Raw genomic sequence first — 13,781 nt, 5'->3', positions numbered from 1 at the left:
CCAGGTCGACGCAGGTCTTCGATGCGCGCGGATCACCGCAGCCGATGGCCGACGCGAGGTGGTGTCCGTTCCTTTACGCCCAGCCGCAGCTCGTGCCGTCGGTGCAGTGCGGCGTGGGCAGGGGACGCGCGCCCCGCCGGAGGCGGTAGGAGATCTCAGTCCAGTAAGGCGGCGGCGGTGAGGATTGTGGTGCCTATGGTGATGGATTCTTCGGAAGGGGCGAAGCCGGGGGTGTGGAGGTCGGCGGCGGTTTGCTGGGTGGGTGGGCGGACGCCGAGGCGGGCCATGGCGCCGGGGACGTGTTCCAGGTACCAGGCGAAATCTTCGCCGCCGAGGCTCTGGTCGGTGGGGGCGCTGGCGCCGGTGCCCAGGGTCTGGTGGACGGCGTTCTGCAGGATGTTGATCGCGATCGCGTCGTTCATCACCGGCGGTACGCCGTGGGTGACCTCGGTGTCGACCTCGACGCCGTACGGCTCGACGATCTGCGCCGCGAGGGACGGGATGAGCTCGTCGGCCAGGCGCCAGGCGGCGACGTCGAGGCAGCGCAGGGTGCCTTCGGCCTCGCCGCGGGACGGGATCGCGTTGGCGGCGGAGCCGGAGGTGATGCGGCCCCAGACGAGTGACATGCCGGCGCGCGGGTCGACCCGGCGGGAGAGTGCGGCGGGCAGTTCGGTGACCAGGGTCGCGAGCGCGTAGACGAGGTCCGCGGTCAGGTGCGGCCGTGAGGTGTGGCCGCCGGGGCCGGTGAGCCGGACCAGGAGCTTGTCGGCGGCGGCGGTCAGCGCACCGATGCGCAGGCCGACCTGACCGACCTCGAGTCGCGGATCGCAGTGCAGGCCGTAGATCCGGCGTACGCCGTCCAGCCCGCCGGCCGCGATCACACCGAGCGCGCCGCCCGGCATGACCTCCTCGGCCGGCTGGAAGATCACCCGGACCCGCCGGTCCAGCTGCCCGTCGCGCGCCATCCCGGCCAGCACCAGCGCCGTACCGAGAAGGGCCGCGGTGTGAACATCGTGGCCGCAGGCATGGGCGACACCGTCGACGGTCGACCGCCAGGGTGCGTCCACGCCGCCCGACACCGGCAGCGCGTCGATGTCGGCCCGCAGCGCGACGCAGGTGTCGCCGGAGCCGATGTCGCAGATCAGCCCGGTGCCGGTCGGCAGCACCCGCGGCGACAGGCCGGCGTCGACGAGCCGCTTCTCGAGCAGCTCGGTCGTCCGCACCTCGTGCCACCCGAGCTCCGGGTGCGCGTGCAGGTCGCGCCGTACCTCGACCATGTCCTCGCGCACCGCTTCGACGCGCGCCAGGACGTCCGCGACCAGCAACTGATGACTCATCCCGCGATTGTTTCATCCCGCAACCACCGCCCGACGGGGCGCTCCCCGGTCGTCACCGTCCGTCACGGCCACGGACGGTGAGCGCAACCACGGAGCGTGCGCACCGTGACGTCCAGGCAGCACCGGGTGAGCGCACCGGAGAAGTTGTCGAAATGTGACGCAAACGCCGGTCACTTTCCGGTATCGAGGCCTGCTTGACGTTCAAAGAAGGACGGCGGTCGCCCTATAGTCTGCGGATGCGGCACGTGGGGGAAGGCGTGCGGCAGCAAAAGAATCTGGTCGACGAAGGAGACGTCCGGTGAAGAAGTACGTGCGGGGAACGGCGATCGTGGGCGTGGTGACGCTTGCCGTCGCCGCTTGTGGCAGCAAGCCGACCGAGGACAACGCAGGCGGCAGCGCCAACAAGGACTTCAAGGCCTGCATGGTCTCCGACTCGGGGGGTTTCGACGACAAGTCGTTCAACCAGACCTCGTACAAGGGCCTGCAGGACGCGGTGAAGGAGAAGGGCCTGACCGAGGTCAAGGCCGAGTCGAAGTCTGACAACGACTACCCGACCAACATGACCGCGATGGTCAACGCCAAGTGCAACGTCATCGTCGCCGTCGGCTTCAAGCTCGAGGACGCCACCGAGAAGGCGGCCACGGCCAACCCGAACATCAAGTTCGCGATCGTCGACTCGGCCCCGGCCAAGCCGATCCCGAACCTGAAGCCGCTGCTGTTCAACACCGCGCAGTCCAGCTTCCAGGCCGGTTACCTGGCCGCCGCGATGTCGAAGTCCGGCAAGGTCGGCACCTTCGGCGGTCTGAAGATCCCGACCGTGACCATCTTCATGGACGGCTTCGCCGAGGGCGTGCGCTACTACAACCAGCAGAAGGGCAAGAACGTCCAGGTCCTGGGCTGGGACGACGCCAAGCAGGCGGGTCTGTTCACCGGTGACTTCGAGGACAAGGCCAAGGGCCAGAACAACGCGCAGAACCTGATCACCCAGGGCGCCGACGTGATCTTCCCGGTGGCCGGCCCGTCCGGTCTGGGCGGTCTGCAGGCGGCCAAGGCCAGCAACGGCAAGGTGAACGCGATCTGGGTCGACACCGACGGTTGCATCAGCGCCGCGGAGTACTGCTCGGTGCTGCTGAGCAGCGTCGAGAAGGGCATGGACGTGGCCGTGAAGGATGCGGTCGTCTCGGTCGTCGACAACAAGTTCGACAACACCCAGTTCACCGGCACGCTGCAGAACAACGGTACGGCGCTGGCGCCGTTCCACGAGTTCGACAGCAAGATCCCGGCCGACGTGAAGTCGGAGCTCGAGCAGATCAAGGCCGACATCATCAGCGGAAAGATCACCGTCCAGTCGAAGGTTCAGCCGAAGGCCTCCTGAACCACGACGCACTTGCGTAGTACGGTGCGAGCCAGGAAGGCAGCAGACCCACAGGTCGCGCCTTCCTGGCTCGCCGTCTGAAGGGGAGGCTGCCCGATGCACCTCGAGCTTTCCGGTCTGACCAAGAGCTTCGGCTCGCTGGTCGCCAACGACCACATCGACCTGGTCATCGAGCCGGGGGAGATCCACTGCCTGCTCGGTGAGAACGGCGCCGGCAAGAGCACGCTGATGAACATGCTGTACGGCCTGCTGCAGCCCGACTCGGGCGAGATCGTGATCGACGGCGCGAAGGTCAAGATCACCTCGCCGAGCGACGCGATCAAGCACGGGATCGGCATGGTGCACCAGCACTTCATGCTGGTCCCGGTGTTCACCGTCGCGGAGAACATCATGCTCGGCCGCGAGAACACCCGGGCCGGCGGCGTCCTGGACCGCAAGAAGGCGCACGCGCTGGTCACCGAGCTGTCCGACCGGTACGGCTTCGAGGTCGACCCCGAGGCGCTGGTCGAGGACATCCCGGTCGGCGTGCAGCAGCGGGTGGAGATCATCAAGGCGCTCGTCAACGACGCCAGCGTGCTGATCCTGGACGAGCCGACAGCGGTGCTCACCCCGGCCGAGATCGACGAGCTGATCGGCGTGATGCGCCAGCTCAAGGAGAACGGCACCTCGATCGTCTTCATCACCCACAAGCTCAAAGAGGTCAAGGCGATCGCGGACAAGATCACCGTGATCCGCCGCGGCAAGGTGGTCGGTCAGGCCGAGCCGTCCGCGTCCGAGGAGGAACTCGCCGAGCTGATGGTCGGCCGCGCGGTCGACCTGGTGGTGGACAAGGAGCCCGCCGCGCCGAAGGACGCCGTCCTGCGGGTCGAGGGGCTGACCGTGATCGACGAGCGCGGGTTCACCGCCGTCGACGACGTCGACCTCGAGGTGCGGGCCGGCGAGATCCTCGCGGTGGCCGGTGTCCAGGGCAACGGTCAGACCGAGCTCGCCGAGGCGCTGCTCGGCCTGACCCCGATCGCGGCCGGGAAGATTTCGCTGGACGGGCAGGACCTGACCGGCCGGAGCACCCGGCATCGACTCGACGCGGGCATCGGGTACGTCCCCGAGGACCGTTGGCACGACGGCTTCGTGGACTCGTTCTCGGTGGCCGAGAACCTGGTCCTCGACCTGTTCCGCAAGCCGCCGTTCGGCAACGGGCTGGCGCTGCGCACCGACGAGATCGAGAAGAACGCGCAGGCCCGGGTGGAGGAGTTCGACATCCGCACTCAGGGCATCGACCTGCCGGTGTCGTCGCTGTCCGGCGGCAACCAGCAGAAGGTCGTGCTGGCCCGCGAGCTGTCCCGGCCGCTGCGGCTGCTGGTCGCCTCGCAGCCGACCCGCGGCGTGGACGTCGGCTCGATCGAGTTCCTGCACGGCCGGATCGTGGAGGAGCGCGACCGGGGGACGGCGGTGCTGATCGTGTCCACCGAGCTCGACGAGATCGCCGCGCTGGCGGACCGGATCGCGGTGATGTACCGCGGCAAGGTGGTCGGCGTCGTACCGTCCGATACGCCGCGCGACGAGCTGGGCCTGATGATGGCCGGCGCCTCGAAGACGCAGGCGCACGACGAGGCGATCGAACACCCGACGACCCTGGGAACCATCTGATGAGCACTGAGACAGAGGTTGCGCCGGCGCCCGCGCCCGCGAAGGAGCCGCGAGCGTCCGGCCTGCCGAACTGGGCGGTCCAGGGCCTGGTCTCGCTGAGCGCGATCGTGCTGGCCCTGCTGGTCGGGGCGATCCTGATCATCGTCGGCGACGACCAGGTGCAGGCGACGGTCAAGTACTTCGGGGCCGCGCCGATGGACACCGTCTCGGCCGCGCTGAGTGCGGTCGGCGAGGCGTACAAGGCGCTCGCGGTCGGCGCGTTCGGCAGCTGGACGGCGATCAGCGAGTCGTTGACCCAGGCAACACCGCTGATCTGCGGCGGCCTCGCGGTCTCACTGGCGTTCCGTACCGGGCTGTTCAACATCGGCGCCCAGGGCCAGCTGATCATGGGCGCGATCCTCGCGGCGTACGTCGGTTTCGCCTGGCACCTGCCGCCGGTGCTGCATCTGATCGTCGCGATCGTCGCCGGCCTGATCGGGGGTGCGCTCTGGGGCGGTGTGGTCGGCCTGCTGAAGGCCCGGACCGGCGCGCACGAGGTGATCGTGACGATCATGCTGAACTACGTCGCGATCTATCTGCTCGCCTGGCTGCTGACCACGTCGGCGTTCCGGCGGCCGGGGCGGACCGACCCGATCTCCCCGATCGTCGACGCGAACGCGCAGTACCCGCAGATCGGCGGCACCCGGCTGCACATCGGGTTCTTCCTGGCGCTGCTCGCCGCGGTCTTCGTCTGGTGGCTGCTGAACCGGTCGACGATCGGCTTCGAACTGCGGGCGGTCGGCGCGAACGCGGACGCCTCCCGGACGGCCGGTATGTCGGTCGGCCGCGCGTACGTGATCGCGATGGTCGTGGCCGGCGCGCTCGCCGGTCTGGCCGGGACCCAGCAGGTGCTCGGCACCGACCTGCCGCTGACCGACGGGGTCGCGGCCTCGGTCGGGTTCGACGCGATCACGGTCGCGCTGCTCGGCCGCGGTACGCCGCTCGGCACCGTGCTGGCCGGCCTGCTCTTCGGCGCGCTGAACGCGGGCGGTCTGCAGATGCAGCTGGTCACGCAGACACCGCTGACCCTGACCACTGTCCTGCAGGCCGTGATCGTGCTGTTCGTCGCGGCCCCGGCGCTGGTGCGCTCGATCTTCCGGTTCCTGCCGAAGGAACGCGGCGCCGGCGCAGTGCTCGCGAAAGGCTGGAACGGATGAGCGAGACCACCCCGGACGCGGTTCCCGCGGCCGCACCGAAGCCGCAGGCCATCGAGGCCCCGGCCGACCGGACCCGCCGGCTGCGGGTCGGCGGCGTGATGCTGGTGTTCGCGCTGATCGGGCTCGGCCTGGCGGTGTTCACCAAGGGCGGCAAGGCGACCTTCCAGCTGGTGTCCGGCGATCTGCAGAACAACCTGCTCGGCATCCCCGCCCAGTTCACCGCGCTGGTTCTCGGGATCCTCGGTGTGATCGCGGCGGGCGCCTACCTGCTGCGCCGGGTCCCGCAGTCGTACTCCGGTTATCTGGCGGCTCTGCTCGGGATCTGCTTCATCGGCGCCTTCCTGTGCTGGGCGGCCGCGGGCAAGACCTTCCCGCTGGCCAACCAGTTCCAGGGCACGCTGAACTTCGCGACGCCGCTGATCCTCGGGGCGCTCGCCGGGGTGATGTGTGAGCGGGCCGGTGTCATCAACATCGCGATCGAGGGCCAGTTCCTGGTCGGCGCCTTCACCGCGGCGCTGGTGTCGAGTACGACGAACAGCTCCGCCGCGGCGCTGATCGCGGCGGCGGCCAGCGGTGTGGTGATGGCGTGGCTGCTGGCGGTGTTCTCGATCAAGTACCTGGTCAACCAGGTCGTGCTCGGTGTCGTCCTGGTGGTGTTCGCGACCGGTATCACCGGCTTCCTGTTCGACCAGTTCATGCAGCCGCAGGCCGAGAAGCTGAACACGCCGGCCGTGCTGTCGGCGGTGAAGATCCCGGGGCTGGCCGACATCCCGTTCATCGGGCCGATCCTGTTCAACCAGACCATCCTGGTGTACCTGACGTATCTCGCGGTCGCGGTCGTCACGTTCGTGCTCTTCCAGACCCGCTGGGGCCTGCGGATCCGGGCGGTCGGCGAGCACCCGAAGGCGGCCGACACGGTCGGTATCAAGGTCAAGCGGATCCGGTACTCCGCGGTGCTCGCGGCCGGTGTCCTGGCCGGGCTGGGCGGCGCGTTCTTCACCGTGGGGTACGCCGGTTCGTTCAGCAAGGAGATGACCGCGGGCAACGGGTTCATCGCGCTGGCCGCGCTGATCATGGGCCGCTGGCACCCGATCGGTGCGATGGTCGCGGCGCTGTTCTTCGGTTTCGCGACCCAGTTGCAGTCCCAGCTGCAGATCATCCAGACGCCGATCCCCGGCGAGCTGCTGCTGATGGCGCCGTACCTGGCGACGATCATCGCGGTGGCCGGGCTGGTGGGCCGGGTCAGAGCACCGAAGGCCGACGGTGAGCCCTACGTCACCGAGTGAGGTCGACTGGCCGGCGTTGCGCGCGGTTGCCGTCGACCTGATGCACCGCGCGTACGCGCCGTACTCGCACTTCCCGGTGGGCGCGGCGGCGTACGTCGACGACGGGCGGATCGTTGCCGGATGCAACGTGGAGAACGCCTCGTACGGGTTGACGTTGTGTGCCGAGTGCGGGCTGGTGTCGGACCTGCACCGGACCGGGGGCGGCCGGCTGGTCGCCTTCACCTGTGTGGACCGGCACGAGCATCTGCTGACGCCGTGCGGACGATGCCGGCAGCTACTGCACGAGAACGGCGGTCCGGGGCTGCTGATCGAGACCGCGACCGGGGTCCGGCCGCTGCGCGAGCTGCTGCCGGACGCGTTCGGGCCCGAGTTTCTGGAGGAGTAATGAGTTTCGACGCGGTGGATGTCATCCGGGCCAAGCGGGACAAGGGCGAGCTGAGCGACGGGCAGATCGACTGGGTGATCGACGCCTACACCAAGGGCGACGTCGCCGACGAGCAGATGTCCGCGCTGGCGATGGCGATCCTGCTGAACGGGATGAACCGGCGCGAGATCGCCCGCTGGACCGCGGCGATGATCGCGTCCGGCGAGCGGATGGACTTCGGCACGCTGACCCGGCCGACCGCTGACAAGCACTCGACCGGCGGCGTCGGCGACAAGATCACGTTGCCGCTGGCCCCGTTGGTGGCGGCCTGCGGCGTCGCCGTGCCGCAGCTGTCCGGCCGCGGTCTCGGGCACACCGGCGGCACGCTCGACAAGCTGGAGTCGATCCCCGGCTGGCGGGCCGCGCTGTCGAACGACGAGCTGATGCGGCAGCTCGAGGAGGTCGGCGCGGTGATCTGCGCGGCCGGTGACGGTCTGGCGCCCGCGGACAAGAAGCTGTACGCGCTGCGCGACGTGACCGGCACCGTCGAAGCGATCCCGCTGATCGCCAGCTCGATCATGAGCAAGAAGATCGCGGAGGGCACCGGTGCTCTGGTGCTGGACGTGAAGGTTGGCTCCGGCGCGTTCATGAAACACCTGTTGGACGCTCGGGAGCTGGCCGAGACGATGGTTGCGCTGGGCACCGACGCGGGTGTGAAGACCGTTGCCCTGCTCACCGACATGTCCGTCCCGCTGGGACTGACCGCCGGAAACGCCCTGGAGGTTCGCGAATCGGTCGAGGTGCTCGCGGGCGGCGGTCCGGCCGACGTGGTCGAGCTCACCGTCGCGCTGGCCAACGAGATGCTGGCCGCGGCCGGTGTCACCGGTGTCGACCCGGCCGAGAAGCTGCGCGACGGTACGGCGATGGACGCTTGGCGCGCGATGATCTCGGCGCAGGGCGGTGACCCGTCGGCCGAGCTCCCGGTCGCTCCCGAGCAGCACGTCGTACCCGCGCCGGCGTCCGGCGTACTGTCCAAGCTCGACGCGCTCGCGGTCGGGGTCGCGGCGTGGCGCCTCGGTGCGGGGCGGGCGCGCAAGGAGGACCCGGTGTCGGCGGTGGCAGGTGTGGAGATGCACGCCAAGCCGGGGGACCAGGTCTCCGAGGGGCAGCCGCTCCTGACCCTGCACACCGACGACCCCAGCCGCATCGAGCGCGCCCTCGAGTCCCTGGCGGACGCCGTGGAGGTCGCCGAGTCGTACGAGCACGGTCCACTGATCCTGGACCGCATCACCGCCTGACCTGCAACTCGAACGGATATCCCCTGTTCTTGGGGGTTCTTCGTTGGTGTGCGAGCGAAGAACCCCCAACACGAGGGGATATCCGGTCGCGCGTTGGGAGGCGGAGGAGCTAGCTGGTCGTTGCCGTCAGGCGGGTGTGCTGTTCTTTCGTCATGGCGGTGATGAGGGCGGTGTCCGGGGTGAGGCTGGTGCCCAGGGCGCCGGATTCGCGGACGGTGAGCTCGACGACCACGGCCCCGACCGCCAGGCTGGCCTCGGCGATCGCGATCGACTGGTCCGTGCTGCCGTCGTACTCGATCCGGGCGTCGGAGAGCGCGTTCGGGATCGTGAACGGGTGGTCGTGGACGTCCTGGTTCCACAGGCCTTGCTGCAAAGCCTTCGCCTTGGCTGCCGAGCCGGTCTTGAACAGCTGCACGGTGTAGCGCTTCTTCTTGTCCGGGCTGAGCCGGCTCGCCCGGTAGCCCTCGACGAAGCTCGCGTTGAGCAGCAGCGCGCGGTCCAGCGCCGGATCGGCCGACCAGGTGCTCAGGTACGCCGTGGCGGTGAACGGGCCGGGCGCGTTGCGGGCGTCGGCGACGTACCCACGGGGGAGCGCGGCCAGGGAGGCGAGCGTGCTCTTCGCGGTCTTGCCTGCCGATCCGGAGAGCGCCGAATGCTTCGCGGCCGGGGTCTGGGCAGCGCTCGCCGATGCGCCGTCCTCACTCCCGCAGGCGGTCACGCCCAGCAGGACGGCGGTCACTACCACGGCGACGCCTGACGCATTCCGTCTCACGGCACCGATACCAACAGAAGTTGGTGAACTTCAGGCGAACAGCCGCGTGCTAGCGGGAGGTCGCTTCGATGAGCAGCGTCTCGATCCGGGCCCTGGCCGCCTTCGGGTGCAGCGGATCGCATCCCGCGGCAACGCAGCGGCGGACCACCTGCGGGTCGTCGCGCAACAGCAGCAGGCCGCGCCGGAGCAGGGTCAGCGGCGGTTTGCGGTGCTCGCGGAGGTCCCGCTGCAACCGCCGGACGAATGTGACCACCCGGTGGTGGTAGACGCAGATCGCGGTGGCGAGCAGGTCGCGCTCGCGGAGCGCGCCGGTGATCCGGTCGGCGAAGATGCCTTCGGCAACCAGCAGCGGAGAACCGCCGGTGGTGACCGGCCGGTGACCGACGGTGCCGTCCGCGGCGATGTCGTAGATCGGGAGGTCGGCGGTCCCCGTCGTACACAGCTGCTCCAGGGCCGCGACCGCGCGGTCGCCGTCCCAGGACCGCGGGTCGTCCCAGTCGACGATGCCGAGCGGCGACCGCGGCATCGCCTCGTCGTCGCCGTCGCGGTAGAAGTCGTCCAGCCGGACGACGGGCAGGCCGACCTGCTCCGCCAGGCGCGACTTCCCCGCGCCGGACGGCCCCGCCAGCAGCACCACCCGTGAACGCACCGGCTTATTGTCTTCCACTTCCTGCAGTAACAGCCAATCGCGCCCTGCGATAATCGGGTATGCCGAAGATGAAGCTGGGGGCCGCGTTCTACGCGCTGTTCGCGGTCGGGGGTGTTGGCGCCGCGGTGATGATTCTTCGCGGGGACAGCCGGTTCGCCGGTGCCGACCAGTGGTACTTGATCGCGCGGGCGACCGTGTTCGCGCTGATCGGGGTGATGTTCGGCATCGGAGCGATCACGCGGCGGGGGCTGATGTCCGACCAGGGGCCTCGAATCTGCCGCGAAGGCTGGATCGTCGTCATCGCACTGGTCGTTGCCGAGTTCGTGGTGTACGCGGTGGGCCAGGAGTGGGGCACCTTTCCGAGCATCGTGACGGCTCTCATCCCGCCGTGGGTGAAGCGGATGCAGGAGAAGTACTACGAGGGGCGGGACGAGGCGGAGCGGGAGCTCAATCCAGAAGAGCCTGACGGAGTGCGGCCTCCGACTGCTTGAACCATCGGTTGGTGCGGTCGGTCAGTTCGGCTTCTCCGGTGGTCCAGCGTTGGCGGAACCACGGGTGCCCGGCCTCGGAGCCGCGACGGACGTAGTCCATGCACCAGACGTGGTTGTCGGCGGCCGCGTCGACCAGCCGGTGGCGGTCGCTGTCCGTGAGGCCGTACGTGTCGGCGAAGCGGCGCAGGCGGGTCAGCGAGCGACCCCGTCGTACGTCGTGGATGTCCACGTCGGGGCGCAGCGGCGCCCACAGGCGGACCGCGGTGGCGACGTCCCACAGCGCCGAGCCGGGGCCGGCCAGGTCGAAGTCGATGAGCGCGACCGCGCGCCCGTCCCGGAACACGACGTTGTCGAGGTTCGGGTCGTTGTGGCTGATCAACCCGGTGACGTAGCTCGCCGGCACCGGCTCCGCCCACTCCGGGCCGGTCGGCCGGAAGCTCGCGACGGCCTCGTGGTACGCCCGCAGCAGCTGGGCCACACTGTCGAGCGCCTCGTCCGTCATCGACCAGGAGGGGTACGGCGGTGTCACCGTCTCCCCGGGCAGGTACGAGAGCACCTCCCGCCCCTGCGCGTCGATGCCGAGGAACGCCGGCGCACCCTTGAAGCCGGTGCTCTCCAGATGCTGCAGCAGCGCGTGCGTCGCCGTACTGCTGGCGCGGAGCGGCCGCCGGACGGTATCCCCGACCCGCACCACCAACCCGCGGTTCGCCGTACCTCCGACCAGCTCGACCTCAGCAGCAGAGGGCTTCTGGCGACCCCGCGCCGTAGCGAGCAGGTGCTCGGCGGAGTGCCTCGGTGTGCTGGAGGGAAGGTCACGATGCGGATCCATCATCACCTTTCCTCCAGTGCAGCGAGGCGCCCGCCGAGTGCCGCGCAGTAGGCGCGGGGTCGCCAGACGTCCTCAGCATCGCGGGTCAGTTTGACGGCTCCAGCAGGGCCTTCGCCAGGGGTGCGTGGGTAACGATCGCGTTCACCAGCCCGCTGCGGACGGCGGCTCGCACCGCCGCCACCTTGGCCAGGCCGTACGGGATCGCGATCACCTCGTCGATCTTGTCCATCTGCTCGGCGTTGATGGCGATCACCCGGTCGGTCACCCGGCTCTGCACCGGTGCGCCGTCCGCGTCCACGAAGACGCCCGAGATGTCCGCCACGACGCCGCGGCGCTCCAACTGTTCACAGGCCTTCTCGTCCATCGCGTCGTACAGCGTCGACTGCCCGGCCGCCCACGACCCGAGCCCGACGACCGCCTTCGACACCGAGTCGAAATGGCTGATCGCCTCCGCGACCTCGGGCTGCTGCCGCAACGCCCGCGCCGTCGCGGCGTCCGGCACGACGAGCGGCGCGTAGAACAGGTACGCCGGTCCGCCCGACAGCCGGGCGGTGTGCCGGACGAGCTCGACCGAGTTCGCCTCGACGTCCGGGCGGGTCAGCGCCCCCGTCAGCTGGACGACGGGGACCGGCGCGAGCGATGTCAGCTGCTCGGTCATCGCGGTCACCGCTCGCGCCCACGCCAGCCCGAGCACGTCTTCGGGCGTCACGATCTCGGTGAGCAGATCGGCCGCCGCCTTGCCCAGCTGGGTACGGAGGGCGGGCTCGTCGACCTCGGGGGTGTCCACGACGATCGCGCGGCGCAGCCCGAGGGCCTCCTGCAGCCGCGCCGACAGATCGAGGTCGATCGCGCCGGGGTGGCTGATCTCGATCCGCACCAGCCCACTGCTGCGCGCCTGGTCGAGCAAGCGCGCGACTTTGAACCGGCTGAGCCGGAACTCGTCCGCGATCTCCACCTTCGACCGCCCGTCGACGTAGTACCGCCGGGCGATCGACGCGGTCAGCACCAGCTGTGCCGGCCCGAACGTCTCCATCAGCGCTCCCCCATCCCTAGCCCGCTCATATGAGCACACGTGTCCCCAAGTGTTGCACAGACCCTTGACAGGTCAAGCCCTTCCCGGTTCACTCATTGTGTGAGCGGAGGCGTGCTCAAATGAGCGGAGGCAGATGTGCTGAGTAGGCGCAAACGCATCGGAGCGGCCGGGGTCGCGGTCCTGGTGACCGCGGTCAGCGGCTGTGCGGGCTGGGGAGGCGGAGCCGGCGGCGGTGGTGAGGACAGCATCAACGTCCTGATGGTGAACAACCCGCAGATGGTCGATCTGCAGAAGCTCACCGCCGACAACTTCACCAAGCAGACCGGCATCAAGGTGAACTTCACCGTGCTGCCGGAGAACGACGTCCGGGACAAGATCAGCCAGGAGTTCTCCAGCCAGGCCGGTCAGTACGACGTGGCGTCGGTCAGCAACTTCGAGATCCCGATCTACGCCAAGAGCAAGTGGATCGCGCCGTTGTCGGACTACATCGGCCAGGACGCGTCGTTCGACCAGGACGACGTGCTCAAGCCGATGACCCAGTCGATGACAGCGGAGGACGGCAAGATCTACGGCGAGCCGTTCTACGGCGAGTCGTCGTTCCTGATGTATCGCAAGGACATCCTGGCGGCCAAGGGTGTGACGATGCCGGCGAAGCCGACCTGGCAGGAGGTCGCGGACATCGCGGCCAAGGTCGACAACGCGCAGCCGGGGATGCGCGGCATCTGCCTGCGCGGCCAGCCCGGCTGGGGCCAGCTGTTCGCCCCGCTCACCACGGTCGTGAACACCTTCGGCGGCACCTGGTTCACCCAGGACTGGCAGGCCAAGGTCGACGCGCCGGAGTTCACCGAGGCGACCAAGTTCTATGTCGACCTGGTCCGCGCGCACGGCGAGGCCGGCGCGCCGCAGGCCGGCTTCACCGAGTGCCTGAACAACACCATCCAGAGCAACGTCGCGATGTGGTACGACGCGACGTCGGCGGCCGGTTCGCTCGAGGCGCCGAACTCGCCGGTGAAGGGCAAGATGGGCTACGCGCCGGCGCCGGTCGTGAAGACCGACAGCTCCGGCTGGCTGTACGCGTGGGCCTGGGGCATCCAGGAGGCGTCGAAGAAGAAGGACAACGCCTGGAAGTTCATCTCCTGGGCGTCCGGCAAGGACTACGAGAAGCTCGTCGGCGAGAAGGTTGGCTGGTCCAACGTCCCGGCCGGCAAGCGCGCGTCGACGTACGAGATCCCGGAGTACGTCAAGGAGGCCGCGGCGTTCGCGGAGCCGACCAAGAGCGCGATCGAGAACGCGGACCCGACCGACCCCGGCGTCCAGCCGCGGCCGGCGCCGGGGATCCAGTTCGTCGACATCCCGGAGTTTCCGGATCTCGGCACCCAGGTCAGCCAGGACGTGAGCTCGGCGATCGCCGGGCGGATGAGCGTCGACGAGGCACTGAAACGCGGGCAGGAGCTCGCCGACGACGTCGCCGAGCGGTACCGCTCGCGGCAAGCGAAGTGAAGGG

At 69.3% G+C, this 13,781-nt stretch carries 13 protein-coding genes; 8 read left to right on the top strand and 5 right to left on the bottom strand.

All coding sequences use genetic code 11. The annotated features are described in order from the left end of the window. Window positions 1-155: 155 nt before the first annotated feature. A complete protein-coding gene (locus AB0I12_RS41715) occupies window positions 156-1,337 on the bottom strand; it encodes an amidohydrolase (RefSeq protein ID WP_359941776.1) in 1,182 nt (393 codons plus the stop codon). Between the two features lie 298 nt (window positions 1,338-1,635). Here AB0I12_RS41715 and AB0I12_RS41710 point away from each other — a divergent pair, with 298 nt between their 5' ends. The 6 genes from AB0I12_RS41710 to AB0I12_RS41685 all read left to right on the top strand — a co-directional run bounded on the left by AB0I12_RS41710 (window position 1,636) and on the right by AB0I12_RS41685 (window position 8,503). After that, window positions 1,636-2,712, top strand: coding sequence for a BMP family ABC transporter substrate-binding protein (locus tag AB0I12_RS41710; RefSeq protein ID WP_355473744.1), 1,077 nt, complete (start codon window positions 1,636-1,638; stop codon window positions 2,710-2,712). Window positions 2,713-2,808: 96 nt separating this feature from the next. Further along, window positions 2,809-4,359, top strand: a complete 1,551-nt coding sequence (locus AB0I12_RS41705) for an ABC transporter ATP-binding protein (protein ID WP_359941773.1) — start codon at window positions 2,809-2,811, stop codon at window positions 4,357-4,359. Then, window positions 4,359-5,555: an ABC transporter permease gene (locus AB0I12_RS41700; protein ID WP_359941770.1), complete on the top strand. Its 1,197-nt coding sequence runs from the start codon at window positions 4,359-4,361 to the stop codon at window positions 5,553-5,555. The genes AB0I12_RS41705 and AB0I12_RS41700 overlap by 1 nt, the downstream gene beginning before the upstream one ends. Next, a complete protein-coding gene (locus AB0I12_RS41695) occupies window positions 5,552-6,841 on the top strand; it encodes an ABC transporter permease (RefSeq protein ID WP_359941767.1) in 1,290 nt (429 codons plus the stop codon). Before AB0I12_RS41700 ends, AB0I12_RS41695 begins: the two co-directional genes overlap by 4 nt. Beyond that, window positions 6,819-7,226, top strand: a complete 408-nt coding sequence (locus tag AB0I12_RS41690) for a cytidine deaminase (RefSeq protein ID WP_359941764.1) — start codon at window positions 6,819-6,821, stop codon at window positions 7,224-7,226. The genes AB0I12_RS41695 and AB0I12_RS41690 overlap by 23 nt, the downstream gene beginning before the upstream one ends. Then, the gene (locus AB0I12_RS41685; protein ID WP_359941761.1) at window positions 7,226-8,503 is read left to right on the top strand and encodes a thymidine phosphorylase; all 1,278 of its coding nucleotides are present in this window, start codon (window positions 7,226-7,228) and stop codon (window positions 8,501-8,503) included. Before AB0I12_RS41690 ends, AB0I12_RS41685 begins: the two co-directional genes overlap by 1 nt. Before the next feature lie 109 nt (window positions 8,504-8,612). Here AB0I12_RS41685 and AB0I12_RS41680 read toward each other — a convergent pair whose 3' ends face one another. Together AB0I12_RS41680 and AB0I12_RS41675 are read right to left on the bottom strand one after the other, a co-directional pair. Next, a complete protein-coding gene (locus AB0I12_RS41680; RefSeq protein ID WP_359941758.1) occupies window positions 8,613-9,275 on the bottom strand; it encodes a hypothetical protein in 663 nt (220 codons plus the stop codon). A gap of 49 nt (window positions 9,276-9,324) precedes the next feature. Next, entirely contained in the window at window positions 9,325-9,924 is a 600-nt protein-coding gene (locus AB0I12_RS41675; protein ID WP_359941755.1) for an ATP-binding protein, read from the bottom strand. A gap of 59 nt (window positions 9,925-9,983) precedes the next feature. Here AB0I12_RS41675 and AB0I12_RS41670 point away from each other — a divergent pair, with 59 nt between their 5' ends. Continuing rightward, entirely contained in the window at window positions 9,984-10,415 is a 432-nt protein-coding gene (locus AB0I12_RS41670) for a hypothetical protein (protein ID WP_359941753.1), read from the top strand. On the opposite strand, the gene AB0I12_RS41665 is transcribed toward AB0I12_RS41670, so the two are convergent. Both AB0I12_RS41665 and AB0I12_RS41660 read right to left on the bottom strand, forming a co-directional pair. Further along, window positions 10,372-11,247 carry a phosphotransferase gene (locus AB0I12_RS41665; RefSeq protein ID WP_359941750.1) on the bottom strand — a complete coding sequence of 292 codons (876 nt, stop codon included), beginning with the start codon at window positions 11,245-11,247 and terminating at the stop codon, window positions 10,372-10,374. The genes AB0I12_RS41670 and AB0I12_RS41665 overlap by 44 nt on opposite strands. An 82-nt stretch (window positions 11,248-11,329) precedes the next feature. Beyond that, window positions 11,330-12,277: a sugar-binding domain-containing protein gene (locus AB0I12_RS41660; RefSeq protein WP_359941747.1), complete on the bottom strand. Its 948-nt coding sequence runs from the start codon at window positions 12,275-12,277 to the stop codon at window positions 11,330-11,332. 135 nt (window positions 12,278-12,412) lie between these two features. Between AB0I12_RS41660 and AB0I12_RS41655 the strand changes: the two genes are divergently transcribed. Further along, a complete protein-coding gene (locus AB0I12_RS41655; RefSeq protein WP_359941745.1) occupies window positions 12,413-13,777 on the top strand; it encodes a sugar ABC transporter substrate-binding protein in 1,365 nt (454 codons plus the stop codon). Window positions 13,778-13,781 lie beyond the last annotated feature (4 nt).

This window comes from Kribbella sp. NPDC050459 (assembly GCF_040655315.1).
Classification (GTDB): domain Bacteria; phylum Actinomycetota; class Actinomycetes; order Propionibacteriales; family Kribbellaceae; genus Kribbella.
The sequence above is the reverse complement of the archived record's forward strand: the minus strand, read 5'-3'. Positions and strand labels throughout refer to the sequence as shown.

Coding starts and splice junctions, on each gene's coding strand:
- AB0I12_RS41715 (WP_359941776.1), bottom strand. CDS start 1,337: ATGAGTCATCAGTTGCTGGTCGCGGACGTCCTGGCGCGCGTCGAAGCG.
- AB0I12_RS41705 (WP_359941773.1), top strand. CDS start 2,809: ATGCACCTCGAGCTTTCCGGTCTGACCAAGAGCTTCGGCTCGCTGGTC.
- AB0I12_RS41700 (WP_359941770.1), top strand. CDS start 4,359: ATGAGCACTGAGACAGAGGTTGCGCCGGCGCCCGCGCCCGCGAAGGAG.
- AB0I12_RS41695 (WP_359941767.1), top strand. CDS start 5,552: ATGAGCGAGACCACCCCGGACGCGGTTCCCGCGGCCGCACCGAAGCCG.
- AB0I12_RS41685 (WP_359941761.1), top strand. CDS start 7,226: ATGAGTTTCGACGCGGTGGATGTCATCCGGGCCAAGCGGGACAAGGGC.
- AB0I12_RS41670 (WP_359941753.1), top strand. CDS start 9,984: ATGCCGAAGATGAAGCTGGGGGCCGCGTTCTACGCGCTGTTCGCGGTC.
- AB0I12_RS41665 (WP_359941750.1), bottom strand. CDS start 11,247: ATGATGGATCCGCATCGTGACCTTCCCTCCAGCACACCGAGGCACTCC.
- AB0I12_RS41660 (WP_359941747.1), bottom strand. CDS start 12,277: ATGGAGACGTTCGGGCCGGCACAGCTGGTGCTGACCGCGTCGATCGCC.